12 protein-coding genes are annotated in these 14,347 nt (G+C 43.2%); 9 read left to right on the top strand and 3 right to left on the bottom strand.

Annotated elements, in window-relative coordinates; all coding sequences use genetic code 11:
* Positions 1-24 precede the first annotated feature (24 nt).
* The 4 genes from NXV01_RS05260 (at position 25) to NXV01_RS05245 (ending at position 5,650) form a co-directional block, all read left to right on the top strand.
* Positions 25-1,488, top strand: coding sequence for a BACON domain-containing protein (locus NXV01_RS05260; RefSeq protein ID WP_148365414.1), 1,464 nt, complete (start codon positions 25-27; stop codon positions 1,486-1,488).
* A gap of 35 nt (positions 1,489-1,523) precedes the next feature.
* Positions 1,524-2,876: a glycosyl hydrolase family 18 protein gene (locus NXV01_RS05255; RefSeq protein ID WP_167511789.1), complete on the top strand. Its 1,353-nt coding sequence runs from the start codon at positions 1,524-1,526 to the stop codon at positions 2,874-2,876.
* 28 nt (positions 2,877-2,904) lie between these two features.
* A complete protein-coding gene (locus NXV01_RS05250) occupies positions 2,905-4,449 on the top strand; it encodes an arylsulfatase (RefSeq protein ID WP_259021850.1) in 1,545 nt (514 codons plus the stop codon).
* A gap of 85 nt (positions 4,450-4,534) precedes the next feature.
* Positions 4,535-5,650: a glycoside hydrolase family 18 protein gene (locus NXV01_RS05245; protein WP_148365408.1), complete on the top strand. Its 1,116-nt coding sequence runs from the start codon at positions 4,535-4,537 to the stop codon at positions 5,648-5,650.
* Between the two features lie 58 nt (positions 5,651-5,708).
* Here NXV01_RS05245 and NXV01_RS05240 read toward each other — a convergent pair whose 3' ends face one another.
* The 3 genes from NXV01_RS05240 to NXV01_RS05230 form a co-directional block, all read right to left on the bottom strand.
* Complete coding sequence (locus NXV01_RS05240; RefSeq protein ID WP_148365407.1) at positions 5,709-6,320, bottom strand: HU family DNA-binding protein; 612 nt, start codon at positions 6,318-6,320, stop codon at positions 5,709-5,711.
* Positions 6,321-6,595: 275 nt separating this feature from the next.
* Entirely contained in the window at positions 6,596-7,690 is a 1,095-nt protein-coding gene (locus NXV01_RS05235; RefSeq protein ID WP_217721745.1) for an SGNH/GDSL hydrolase family protein, read from the bottom strand.
* 58 nt (positions 7,691-7,748) lie between these two features.
* The gene (locus NXV01_RS05230) at positions 7,749-8,969 is read right to left on the bottom strand and encodes a pitrilysin family protein (RefSeq protein WP_148367867.1); all 1,221 of its coding nucleotides are present in this window, start codon (positions 8,967-8,969) and stop codon (positions 7,749-7,751) included.
* A gap of 105 nt (positions 8,970-9,074) precedes the next feature.
* Between NXV01_RS05230 and NXV01_RS05225 the strand changes: the two genes are divergently transcribed.
* The 5 genes from NXV01_RS05225 (at position 9,075) to NXV01_RS05205 (ending at position 14,317) form a co-directional block, all read left to right on the top strand.
* A complete protein-coding gene (locus NXV01_RS05225) occupies positions 9,075-9,608 on the top strand; it encodes a TIGR00730 family Rossman fold protein (RefSeq protein WP_148367866.1) in 534 nt (177 codons plus the stop codon).
* A gap of 6 nt (positions 9,609-9,614) precedes the next feature.
* On the top strand, positions 9,615-10,220 hold the full coding sequence (locus NXV01_RS05220; protein ID WP_117610937.1) for an SIS domain-containing protein: 606 nt from the start codon (positions 9,615-9,617) through the stop codon (positions 10,218-10,220).
* Complete coding sequence (locus tag NXV01_RS05215; protein ID WP_195649694.1) at positions 10,208-11,128, top strand: carbohydrate kinase; 921 nt, start codon at positions 10,208-10,210, stop codon at positions 11,126-11,128. Before NXV01_RS05220 ends, NXV01_RS05215 begins: the two co-directional genes overlap by 13 nt.
* A gap of 152 nt (positions 11,129-11,280) precedes the next feature.
* The gene (locus NXV01_RS05210; protein WP_195649693.1) at positions 11,281-12,885 is read left to right on the top strand and encodes a DUF6377 domain-containing protein; all 1,605 of its coding nucleotides are present in this window, start codon (positions 11,281-11,283) and stop codon (positions 12,883-12,885) included.
* 268 nt (positions 12,886-13,153) lie between these two features.
* On the top strand, positions 13,154-14,317 hold the full coding sequence (locus NXV01_RS05205) for a glycoside hydrolase family 76 protein (RefSeq protein WP_148367863.1): 1,164 nt from the start codon (positions 13,154-13,156) through the stop codon (positions 14,315-14,317).
* Positions 14,318-14,347 lie beyond the last annotated feature (30 nt).

Below are 14,347 nucleotides of genomic sequence, written 5' to 3'. Positions count from 1 at the left end.
TGATAACATAAAAAGAGAAGAACCATGAAAGATATCTTGAATAAATATAAAACCGGTTGGTATGCCGTTTGGTGCATACTGGCTATTGGAACTTCATTGCTGATGCATTCGTGCACGGATGACGAAGCAACGAAAATCGTAGATTTGCGGTATCGGGCCAAAGATACCTATAATCTGCCTGCTTCTAATCCGCAAGCGATTAAGATTCAGGTCAAGTCTTCGGAACAGTGGATGGTATACAGTGACCATCCCGACTGGTGTTCCATATCTCCCGAACAAGGAGAAGCCGGCGAAACGTTCGACGTCAGCATCCAATATAAAGCAAACACGGAGCTGGACGACCGTACAGACACCATTACCGTCAAAAGTGACTATTGGGTGGGCAAATGGATTACTGTCATCCAGAAAGGTATTGCCTATCTGAATACGGAAAATGCAGATGATATATTATTGAGTAAAGAAGAAGCCGATGCAGAAGCCACATTCAAGGTACTTGCCAATCAGAACTGGACAGCCAAAGTGACCGAAGGAGAAGCCTGGCTCTCCATTAAAGGTACGGCAAGCGGTACGAACGATGGTACTTTAACGGTAACCGCCATATCAAATCCAAGTGAGAAACGTTATGGAACGGTGACATTATATGACCGTCATAACGTGGCACAGCAGACCGTCAAGATAACTCAGGACGGCATTCAGATTGACCCGGATAAGACGTCATTCCGTGAAAGTTATGAAGCTCATAGCATTGAAATCCAAGTGATTTCCAACGGAACATGGACAGTCGCCAAAGAGGATGCCCTGCAAGACTGGTATTCATTCTCTTCCACGTCATTCAACGGTGACGGAACATTAACGGTTACATTGAATGAAAACACAGGAACAGCCATTCGCAAAGCTACCTTCACTCTTTCCAGCGAAGCAATTCCAGGCGTCGAACCTGTTGTACGGACAATAACGATTCAACAAGCATACAACGGAACCGAACGTCACATCTTTGATGCCGCCGAAGGCAAGAACTGGAATGTGAACAATGGAACATGTTCCTTCTCGGATGCAGGATTTTACAGTAAGGTGGGACGCGTCACCCAAGCGGGTATGCAACCGGGCTACTACTCATTCCACATCAAAGAAATGGCGGCTGACGCACAAGCGGTAATTTTCTTCACTTATAGCGGTGGAAGTGAGATACGCTGGCACTTGAACATGGCTACCGGAAAGACAAATTACAGCACCTTGCCTTATTCGGAACTGGCTCAGAAATCCTTTGATAAATCGAAAGGTTCCTATACCCTCGGCTTGTCACTGACGAAGGCCGAAGATGGCAATATGAACGTTGCCTGGTATCTGGACGGTGAACTTTGCACAACTTATCGGGGTACGTTCGGAGTTGAATATGGCACCACTTCACTGGTATATATAGGAACCAACATTTCGGAAGCTACTTATGACTGGTGGGAATATACTCCGAACTATGAATGGGGAGATTAAGAATAGATCAGTTTAGTAACAATAGAAGAAACAATATGAAAAAAAGTATATATCAAATGATGGGGATGGTGATAGGGATTATACTAATCGCCACCTCGTGTAGCAGTTCGTCATCGGAGGAAACTCCGGTGACAAATGCAGGACCTCTGCAAAGCTTTATCATCCAATGCGGAGGGTCTTACTACCGGCGCACCATTGACCAAAGCAGCCGTGTCATCAGCCTGAGCGGTATCCATTTCTCAGCAGATATTACAGGGGTAAGCTACCAATTGGCAGAAGGGGCTACCATTGCCCCCGACCCCCAAAGCATCGCTTTGTGGAATAATACCCAAGAGTTTACAGTGACCACCGCCGACGGAAGCCAAGTGGTGTACACAGTCAACCTTCCGGACTTGCAGGAGCCCGAACCGGAACTGTACAAACCGGTAGTATTGGGGTATTTGCCACTTAATGACTTCCAGTATGACACTCAGCTCTCCCATATTCATTGGGAATACCTGACTCATGTAGCCATTTGCTTTCTCAAAGTGAAGAGCGACGGAACGCTCAATCCGGAACAGGTGGCCGGCCATATCGTAGAAGCAAGGAATACGGCAAGGAAGAACGGCGTGAAAGTGCTGATTTCTCTCTGCAAGAACACTCCCAAAGAATTTACCAATGCCATCAAAGAACCTTCCACACGCACTAAATTAGTCGAAGGTATTATCAACTTCGTGGAGCAATATGAATTGGACGGATTTGACATTGACTATGAAGAATACTCGGGCGACCAGGGAGCTCCGTGGTGGAACCAGTACAGACCGGTGTTGATGGAATTCTTTAAGGAATTATATGAAGCCAAAGAAGCGGCTCACCCGGAATGGCTCATGACATCGGCAACAGCCGACCCTACATGGCTGAATTATGGAGTGGACTGGCAACAGTATTTTGACTTCCTCAATCTGATGTCCTACGACCGTTATGTGCCTAAAGGCGGCTCGAAAGGCAGTTTCACAAACGCCCCCGGACCGGATGCCACTATGGCTAACTTCACCGGTGACCTGACGTATTGGAATACTACCCTCAAGACCCCCAAAGAGAAGTTATTGGGTGGACTTCCTTTCTATGGGTTCACGTGGGAAAATCTGGCTACCGCCGATGATACAGGCGCCATCCGTTACTTTAATATTCTCTCGGAATATAGTACAGTATCCGGCATCGAATCAATGAACCATTACGGGAAAACTTATTGGAACGGCCCGGAGATGATTCGCGAGAAATGCCAATATGTGAAAGATAACCAGTTTGGCGGCGTCATTATCTGGCAGCTTTTCATGGATGCCAAAGACGACAGTCCGCACAAATTGCTGGATGTTATAGGAAAAACCTTCCAGATGGACAAGAATTAACCGCATACTCACTTAAATAAAAAGAATCATGAAAAAAGAACTCTATATGCTGCCGTTAGCACTGACCTCCTGCTTTGCAACCAAAGTCTGTGCACAAGCCAAACTCCCCAGTACGCCTAACGTCGTCTTCATCTATGCGGATGATATAGGCTACGGTGACTTGAGTTGCAACGGAGCCAAAACCATCCATACTCCCAACGTAGAACGCCTGGCAAAAATGGGTGTGCGTTTCACCAATGCACATAGCGCGGCTGCCACCAGCACGCCCGCCCGTTATGCCATGCTGACAGGAGAATATGCCTGGCGCAAAGCCGGAACAGGAATAGCCGACGGAGATGCCGCTTCTATCATCCGCACGGAACGCTACACGATGGCGGATATGTTTAAAGAAGCCGGATACAGTACCGGAGTGGTAGGCAAATGGCATCTCGGACTGGGCGACAAGAACGGGCAACAGGACTGGAACCAACCGTTGAAACCGGGAACCGGTGATATCGGCTTTGATTATTCGTTTATCATGGCAGCCACAGGCGACCGTGTGCCTTGCGTTTTTGTAGAAAATGACCGGGTAGTCAATCTCGACCCTAACGACCCGGTTCAGGTCTCTTATCAGAAGAACTTCCCCGGTGAGCCTACCGGGAAAGATAATCCTGAACTGCTCAAAATGCACCCTTCCCACGGACACAACCAGAGTATCATAAATGGTATCTCGCGTATCGGATATATGAAAGGCGGAAAATCGGCTCTCTGGAAGGATGAAGAAATAGCCGGAACATTGACAGGCAAAGCCGTTTCCTACATCGAGAACCATAAAGATGTACCTTTCTTCCTGTATTTTGCCACACAAGATGCGCATGTTCCCCGCGTACCGGCTCCCCAGTTTGTAGGAAAAAGCGGAATGGGGCCTCGCGGCGATTGCCTGCTGCAATTCGACTGGTCAGTAGGAGAAATATTGAACACACTGGAGCGCTTGGGACTGGACAAGAATACATTAATCATCCTCTCCAGCGACAATGGCCCGGTAGTAGATGACGGTTATAAAGACCAAGCCGTCGAATTGCTGGGTAACCACAAGCCCGGCGGCATTTACCGTGGCGGAAAGTACAGCGCTTACGAAGCAGGCACACGCGTGCCCTGCATCTGGAGCTGGAAAGGCGTCATCCGTCCGGGAACCGTTTCGGACGCGTTGGTTTGCCAGATAGACTGGTTTGCCACCTTTGCCGAAATGATGAACTTCCGTCTGCCCGAAGGAGCTGCACCGGACAGTCAGCCGATGCTGAAAGCCTGGACAGGCAAGGAGAAGAAAGGGCGCGAATGGCTGGTACTGCAAAATGCCCACAATAATCTGTCGATTACCGACGGGCAATGGAAATATATTCGTCCCGGAAAAGGCCCCGCTGTCAATAAGTTTGTAAACATTGAACTGGGAAACAGCATGGAACCGCAGCTTTACAATATCACCAAGGACCCTTCGGAAAAAAATAACGTGGCAGATAAAAACCCGGATTTAGTAAAAAAGATGGCCGCGAAACTGGAATATCTCGTAGACAACCGCTACGGGCAACCTTTATAACCTCTAACACACTCAACACGGCTTTCTTCCCCCCTACAAAAGGAAAGCCGTGTTCTTTTACAATTATAAACAGAAAAACAAGACGATGAAAAAAGTATTATTCTTCGCATTACTATCACTCGTGTGTTGCCAATCGTATGCACAAGATTTTACTCACTCAACCTACTTGACCGGACGTTCGTTAAAAAGCGCTGAAAAGGTAAAGCAGATTGATTACCGCCAGTTCCAGTATATTTACCTGATGGCAGCCCCTCAATGGAATCAGGAGGATTTCACCTGCCCGCAAGAAGAAATTACAAGGAAACTGGTAACAGAACATCAATATATAAAAGACAGGAATGTCGAAATAATACCTCTGCTAATACAACAGGCTCATGAGAACGGGACCAAGGTTCTGCTATCATTTGCCGGAGAGGGATTCAATGAAAAGGTATCTTCCATTGACCGGCAAAACAAGTTTATCCATATGATGATGCAGTTTATTGACAAGTACAACTATGACGGAATTGAGATAGACTGGGAGAAGCAGCTCCAGCTTCCTCTGCACGCCGATTTCCTGTCCAATATAAGACTCAAGCTGGACAGCCTGGAGAAGAAACGCAATGACGACAGGCATCTATACCTCACAACGGCTCTTCATTCCTGGCAAATCTATGACAAAGAACTAGCCGATAAACTGGTCGCAAACGTAGACTGGATCAATATCATGACTTATGACATGGGAGGTGGCATTTGGGGAAATATACCGAAACATAACACGCCTCTCGACAAGATAAAGAAAGAACTGGCGCATTGGGAAGTATTCGACCGCGATAAACTTTGCATCGGTCTGGCCAATTACGGATTTATCTATAAAAATTTAACACCGGACACAAAGATAGAAGGCAAATTGAATGAATATGGGGAGTACTTCAGCTATAACGATATGCTCCCTCTCTTGCAGGAAGGGTGGACGGAAGAATATGATAACAAGGCTAACGTATCCTATTACTTTTCTCCTGACAAATCAGCATTTGTCACCATGGAGAACCCTGCAACTATCCTGACCAAAATACAATGGATAATGGAAGAGAAATACAAAGGAGTTTTCTGGTGGGAGTTTAACTACGACGCCATCCAGCCCGCATCCCAAACTGGTAAGATAAGACATCATCTGATCGATGTTGTCAGCCACTATTTGGATGGGATGACAGAGAAATAAAAATCACCGGGAAAGCTGCGCGACGGATTCTTTCCCGGTATCACCACCTTGTCCGTTTCTACTCCTCTTTCGGCAGTGCAACGAAATGCATCTGGTTTCCATGTCCTATCCGCTTGATAATTCCTTCGGATGCAAAAGATTTGAGGTCGGCAAGTGCGGTATTCTTCAACCGCCCTGTCAGTTCCGTATAGGTAGTTCTTGTGATGAAACCATGTTGCCGGATATATTGCAGGACAAGTCTCTTCAGGGCTTCCCTGTCCCATTTCCGCGAGGTGTTGAAGTCCACACACTTCTTACGTTCCAGATCTCCCCGAATCCCCTGCCGGAAACTCTTGGAAGCACGGAAGTTCACTCCATCAAAAGCAACAGATTCGGAACGGAGGTCATTTTTGTTTGCCACCAAACGGGAGGCTTTCACTTTGGCCGAGAAGAAACCGAATTCTCCCAGTTCGACATGGTATCCTTCGCCCAGATACTCCAACACATCGTCTTTCAATTCCGTAAGGATACCGTCTATCACGCCTTCCTTGAATCCTGTTCTCTTGGCAACTGTACGAATCAGCCGTTCTGCCGGAATCGTTCCGCTATAAACAATGTCGGCATACATCGTTTCAGTCTCGCCCTCTTTCGTGGTGAGGGACGGTTTCTTCTTTAAATTGTAATAAGCCATCTTTCTTTTCTAACTATGATTAAGAACTTTCAGTGCAGAGATTAAGGATTTTCAGTGCAGAGATTAATGTATTTTTGTGCAGTCGGGAAGTCGTCACCTTGCAAGGTGACGATTGTCACTTTATAAAAGGATAAATGGCATCTTATAAAGTGATAAATGTCACCCTATAACGTGACATCCCCTTAGTGAAAGGAAGAAAATCTGTAAAGGTACAAAATTAAGAGACGAAAAGCAAGAGGGAGAACCTTATTTCTATTATGATACGGTTCTTGCTATTAGTCCTGAAACTTAATCTTCAGTATCTTACTGATAGCGGGTTTATACTTCTTCAACATTCGGTCGAATCCCAAGTCGTTCGGATGGGTTCCGTCTACAGTCCCCTCATGGTCTGTTCCCAAGAATTGATCTTCTTTTATGAAATGCAGGTTCTTGACATTCTTCTTTCGCAATACTTCTACCTGTTCAGCGATGGCTTCGTTCTGCCGTTTCACATTCTCGCGGGCTTTCTGGTTGAAATTACCTGTTTCACGTATCAATGTCTGTATCACAATAATAGGAGTATCCGGATGCTTCTGGCGCAACGTCATTACAAAATCAACAGTTCGGTCGGTTATCTCTTTGGGAGAAGGATTAGGAATACAATCGAGAATGAAAGCATCTGCATCAATATCCGCCAACATCTCGGCAACTTCTTTCTCCATCTTGCCGTTTCCGCTCAATCCTAAATTGATGAAATTATACCCGCTGCTACGGGATAAACGAGCCGGATAAGCCATACCGGGACGACTGGCAGATGCTCCCTGCAAAATACTGGACCCGTATACCACTATCTTTTCTTTGAACGGATTTTCTCCTTTACGTATGTGTGCATCAGAAGAAACGCCTATTTCCAGACTTTTCAGTTCATCATATAAAGGCAAATACAGCAAGCATTCTTTCTCTTCCGTACCCATATTATCAACAAGCACCTTTTCCGTAGTCACACCACCCGGTATCCCTACTCCGGCAAATTGCCATTTTCCATCCCGTTTGATATATAAATCCAAACCTTTCTGTGCAACTCTGGTCAGATTGGGTAACTGGTAATTATCAGGAACCGTCCATTTGGCTTTTATAACAGGGCTATTCGTTGTAAAAGAGATAGCCAGACCAGCAGAATTTGTGAACAGTTTCTTCACAGTGGCAGGCATTGTACGATACTTGGCTGTATCTACCCGATGGAAATATTCGCCTTCGGTAGTTGCTTTGCCTACCAGTAAAAGCTCTTGAGCCGGCACATAGGTAAAATTGTTCTTTTGTTGTCCGAATGTTGTAAGGGGAAACATCATCAGACCCAAACAAATACAGACATTACGTGTTAAGTTCTTCATGGTCAATTTAATATTAACAGTTTATTAATCGTCAGTATACTATAGTAGCGTCAAAAGACTATTTATAAATCAATGTGGATAAATACTCCTCTGCAAACATCTCATTGGCAACTTCCAACAACATCTCTGCTGTTAGCTCTTCTATACGCTTAAAAACAAGCTCGGATGATTCATACTTATGATAATGCAGGAATGTTTTCGCCATCCCTAACGCATTATTCTCAAAGTTATCAGACGCTACTCCGATTTGTCCGATCAACTGCTTCTTCGCTGCCGCCAACTGGGAGGAAGTCATCTTTGTATCGCGCATCCGTTTCAGTTCCTTATAAGTCAATTTCAGGCAAGTATCCATGTCATCCACATCCGTCCCGAAATAAATACAGAAAGCTCCCGTATCCGTATAGGAAGTCAGATTGGATTCGACATTATAGACTAGTCCTCTGCGTTCGCGAAGGGACACATTCAGTTTACTATTCATTCCGGGACCTCCAAGGACATTATTCAGCAGATAGAGTGCAGTACGCTTGTCATCATACGCATTATAGCCACGGCTACCGATCATGACATGTGCTTGGTGCGTATCTCTGGCCACCGTCAAATGTTCCGGCACATACAGAGGCGGAGGTGTACGGAGATTCTCTACCTTCACATCAGGAATATCCGACAGGTATTTTTCTACCAGACGGATGATTCTCTTGAACTCGTATTGCCCCTGAACAAAAAACACCATATTTCCCGGTTGGTAAAAACGGCGGGTAAACGATAGGACATCTTCCGTGCGGAAACTCCGCAGAAGTTCCGGTTTACCAAGAATGTTTCTTCCCAATGGATGATTGCGGAAGATCATGTCTTCAAAATCGTCAAAGATCAGTTCCGACGGAGTATCTTCATACGACTGGATTTCATCGATAATGACCTCCGTTTCTTTTTCTATCTCATGCTGCGGAAAGGTGGAATGAAATACAATATCCCCCAACAACTCAAGCGCACGTTCCAGATGTTCTTTCAGGAAAGCGGCATAGACGACAGTTTCTTCCTTATTTGTGTATGCATTCAGGTCACCACCTACATTCTCCATTCGGTTGAGAATATGCCAAGCTTTCCGCTTCTCCGTTCCCTTAAAAATCAGATGTTCTACAAAATGGGCCATTCCTTGCTCATTCTCCGCCTCATCACGGGTTCCGGCATCAATCGCAAAACCACAATAAGCTACTTTTGAGAGGGTTGGTTCATGGATAATACGCAGGCCATTTGGCAATGTATATTCGTTACCTTGCATCGTTTTATACTTCCTTATTGAATTAATGCCACAAAAATACAATAAAACTTATTGCTGTTTATAGAAAATTGCAGATATTTGTGGACTATAACAGCAACAACGTATATGGAAAAGATAGGAATATTCTGTTCCGCCTCCGATAACATTGACAAAATGTACTTCGAAAGCGCCGGCCAAATAGGCAAATGGATGGGGCAGACAGGCAAAACCTTGATATATGGAGGAGCCAGCCTCGGATTAATGGAATGCATAGCCCGTGCCGTGAAAGAAAATGGCGGTAAGGTCATTGGAGTAGTTCCTGCCAAACTGGAAGAGAACGGCAAGGTAAGCACTCTGTTAGATGAAGAAATTCATACCCGTAACTTGAGTGACCGCAAAGATATCATAACGGAGAAGTCGGAAGTATTGGTTGCTCTTCCCGGAGGCGTCGGTACACTTGATGAGATTTTCCACGTAATAGCCGCTGCCTCCATCGGATATCACCGGAAGAAGGTCATTTTCTACAATGAATATGGTTTTTACGATGAGCTATTAAAAGCACTCCACACCCTGGAGGACAAAGGTTTTGCACGACAGCCTTTCTCAACCTATTACGAAGTAGCAAACACATTAAATGAATTAAAAGAAAAAATAAACTGATCCTATATGATAGACTCCATCAAACAACTTTTGCAACAGGAAGCACAAGCTGTGCTCAACATCCCTGTAACAGATGCTTATGAAAAAGCGGTGAAACTGATTGTAGAACAAATACATCAGAAGAAGGGAAAACTGGTAACTTCCGGTATGGGAAAAGCCGGACAGATTGCTATGAACATTGCTACGACTTTCTGTTCCACCGGTATTCCATCCGTCTTTCTACACCCCAGCGAGGCGCAACACGGGGATTTGGGTATCTTACAAGAAAACGATCTGCTCCTGCTGATCTCTAACTCTGGCAAGACACGTGAGATTGTGGAATTAACCCGTTTGGCTCATAATCTGGACCCGGATCTGAAGTTTATCGTTATCACCGGAAATCCGGATAGTCCGCTGGCAAAAGAATCGGATGTCTGCCTAAGTACCGGCAAGCCTGCAGAAGTCTGTGTGTTAGGGATGACTCCTACTACATCTACTACTGCCATGACAGTGATCGGAGATATATTGGTAGTACAAACCATGAAGGAAACAGGATTTACTATCGCTGAATATTCAAAACGTCACCACGGCGGTTATCTGGGAGAAAAATCAAGATCACTATGCGAAAAGTAATCGGTATCGGAGAGACCATCCTCGATATCATCTTTCGAGGTGACCAGCCTTCTGCCGCCGTACCGGGAGGTTCTGTATTCAACGGTATTGTCTCATTGGGACGAATGGGAATAAACGTCGGCTTCATCAGTGAAACCGGAAATGATCGTGTAGGCAATATTATCCTGCAGTTCATGCGTGAGAATCATATCCCGACCGATCATGTGAATGTATTCCCGGATGGAAAATCACCCGTATCTTTAGCTTTCCTGAACGAGCAGAGTGATGCCGAATATATCTTCTACAAAGACTACCCGAAGCAACGTCTGGATGTTCTGTTTCCGAAACTGGAGGAAGACGACATTGTCATGGTGGGTTCTTATTATGCACTGAATCCGGTTCTAAGGGAGAAGATTCTTGAACTACTAGATCAGGCACGTGAAAAGAAAGCCATTATCTATTATGACCCGAATTTCCGTTCTTCACACAAGAATGAAGCCATGAAGCTGGCTCCGACCATTATTGAGAATCTGGAATATGCGGATATCGTACGTGGTTCTTTAGAAGATTTTCTATATATGTATGGTATGCAGGATATAGACAAGATTTACAAAGATAAAATCAAATTCTACTGTCCCCGGTTCATCTGTACTGCAGGTGCGGAAAAGGTAGCGTTACGCACTAATCTGGTCAATAAAGATTATCCGATAGAGCCATTACAGGCAGTCAGCACCATCGGAGCCGGTGATAACTTCAATGCAGGGCTGATCTACGGATTAATTAAATACGATGTCCGATACCGCGATCTAAATAACTTGAATGAAGAGATCTGGGATAAAATAATCCAATGCGGAAAAGACTTTGCAGCTGAAGTTTGCCGAAGTTTCAGCAATTCGGTTTCGGTGGGGTTTGCACAAAAATACAAGTGATATTACAAATAAGGATTTGGATACAAGTCGTTCATCCAGCGAAATCCCTATTTCCATAAAATCCATATTAAGTTAATCTGTCAACCTTAACTTAATATGGATTTCCTTATCTTTGCAAACAACCATGTTCAATAAGCAATCTTACTTAATATATGAAAAGATTTATTTTACCTCTATTGATAGTCCTAATCTTCATCAGTTTGCCCGTAAAAGCGAATGATGAAGTGAAAACATTATTAAAAGTACTAGATAAATCTCTACAAAATAAAGCTAGCTATACCAAACAGAAGCAAAGACAGATAGACAGCCTGAAAATAGTATTAAGGCAATCCGGAAACATCCGGAAAAAAGTCGGGATAGCGCAATCCCTTTGTTTTGAGTATTCATCTTTCCAAAAAGATTCCGCTTTAGCCTATGCCATCCATATGAACAGGTTTGCTCAAGAAAGTAATGACAAAGAACTTTTAATTGAAGCAAAACTGGATTATTCAAGAATATTATCTTCGATGGGCTTTTTCAAAGAAGCTCTGGCGATTACCAATTTGATGCAACAAGAGCAGCTATCCCCTAGACTCAAAGCCGAATTCTTTCTCGGACAAGTCACAATCTACAATCACCAGAAAGCTTTTGCCTCCAACGAGCACGATTCACAAGAAAATGATCTGATAGCACAAATTTATCGCGATTCACTGCTTCAATGTAAAGAAGTACCATCGAACGTACGAGCTTTTATAGCCGCCCCGACTCTTCTTTTCCATAAAAAGTATGATGACGCTATTCACATACTGGACAGTGTTTACGAGAGTTATGCACCATATTCACGAAATGCCGGAATAATAGCATATTCTCTGGCATCTGCCTATCAAGGTAAAAATGACCGTGAAAATGCGATTAAATATTTCGCAATATCAGCCATCTCCGATGTATTAAATGGAGCCAGAGAAAATCTTTCCTTAAAAATATTAGCCAAGCTGATTTTTGAAAGTGGAGATATAGACCGGGCATATAAATACATGAAAAATGCAATGGAGGATGCTATCCTATGCAATGCGAGAATTAACACAATCGAAGCCTCCGACATGTATCTTTTCATAGATAAGGCATTTCAAGAGAAGGAAAAACATAAATTTATCATCATAACAATATTGCTTACTGCATTGTGCCTGGTTTGTATTCTGCTATTTATTTTGTTCATACAATTAAAAAAGCAAAAAGGAAAAGTAGAGCAAACTAATGAGAGTTTGTCGCACCATCTTTACGAAATACAACAAATGAACTCAATATTGGCAGATAACAATAAAATCAAAGAAGAATATGTAGGGTTGTATATGGAACAATATACCAGTTATATCACTAAAATAGCCAATTTTAAGAAAAGAGCACTCAAAATAGCCAAAAGTGAAGATATAAATAAAGTAACCTCTTTCCTCCACTCTTCACTCAATACAGAAGAAGATCTGGTAGAGTTTTACAATAATTTCGACAAAGCAATCTTGAATCTCTTCCCTAATTTCGTTGAAGATTTTAACGCATTGCTCTTACCGGAAAATGCAATTATTCCGGGACCCGGCAAACTCTTAACACCTGAATTGCGAATCTTCGCACTTATCCGGCTCGGAATTACAGACAGCGTGAAAATTGCGCATTTCCTACAATACTCCTTATCTACCATCTATAATTATCGCTCAAAAATGCGGATCAAAGCAAATGGAGACCGGAATGAATTTGAAGAAAAAGTAGCTCGAATCGGACAATAAATCCGGGAATAATAGTGTATTAATCATACAGCATCGTTTACATTTATTGGATGTAATTCAATCGTCATACTACTAATTATCAATAACATAACACTAACAGCTATTTACAATCTACTTACTTCCCATTTAAAAAGTTGCAGGAAAAAGGTATTTTTGTAGAGTCGCAGTGCTACATTTGGAAATTTAATCTCCAATGGCTACTGCCACAATAAAACCTGCGGATTAATTCAAACTACTATTTATATAAACACTACTTAAAGAAAAAATTATGAATAGCCTATTACTTAATGTTATTTGCGCTTTCACCATTGCAAATGCAAATCCCAACACAGAAAAAGCACAGCAAACTTTGGATGCCCTGTACCAAAACTATGCAGCACCCAACACTTGCCTTTTACGTGAAAATTATCCTTTTGACCAAAATAATGAAGCAACTTATCTGGCATCACAAGAGCAAGCAAAAAGACGAAACGAATACTCTTACCTCTGGCCATATTCAGGTACATTCTCTGCCGTGAACGCATTACTGGAAACAACTGAAAATAAGAAGTATAAAAAACTTCTGGAAAAAAGAGTACTGCCCGGACTGGAAGAATATTTCGACAAAAAAAGAGAGCCATTCGCCTACTCTTCTTATATAAGCAACCAACCAGTTTCCGACCGTTTCTATGATGATAACGTCTGGTTAGGCATCGATTTTACCGATTCTTATCGCATGACAAAGAAACAAGCATATCTGGAAAAAGCCAAACTCATATGGGAGTTCATCCTTAGTGGAAAAGACGATGTACTTGGCGGAGGAATCTACTGGTGTGAACAAAAGAAAGAATCCAAAAATACCTGTTCCAATGCACCGGGAGCTGTATTTGCTCTCAAGCTATTTCAGGCAACTCAAGACAATACCTATTTAAAGCAAGGGAAAGAATTATATGAATGGACTAAAAAGAACTTAGAAGATCCAGAAGATCATCTATATTTCGACAACATCGCACTCAATAAGAAAATCGGCCGTGCCAAATTTGCCTATAACAGTGGACAAATGATGCAGGCAGCCGCCCTGCTCTACCAAATTACCAAACAGAAAAATTATCTGGAAGATGCTCAAAACATAGCAGAAGCGTGTCATAGATACTTTTTCACTCATTTTACCTCTCCGGATGGACAAACATTTCAATTACTGAAAAAAGGGAATATTTGGTTCACGGCAGTTATGCTTAGAGGTTTCATTGAACTTTATCAGATAGACCATAACAAGACTTATCTAACCGATTTCCAAAAAAGCCTCGACTATGCATGGGATCATGCCAGGGATGAACGGGGACTATTTCAGACAGACTGGAGCGGAACAGATAAAAGCGAAAAGAAATGGCTTCTTACACAAGCTGCTTTCGTAGAAATGTATGGAAGACTAGGCGGAATCGATTTACAATAACCAATTTTAATAATCCTCTTAAAAACATGG

This window comes from Bacteroides sp. BFG-606 (assembly GCF_024788145.1).
In the GTDB taxonomy this organism is placed as follows: domain Bacteria; phylum Bacteroidota; class Bacteroidia; order Bacteroidales; family Bacteroidaceae; genus Bacteroides; species Bacteroides vicugnae.
The sequence above is the reverse complement of the archived record's forward strand: the minus strand, read 5'-3'. Positions and strand labels throughout refer to the sequence as shown.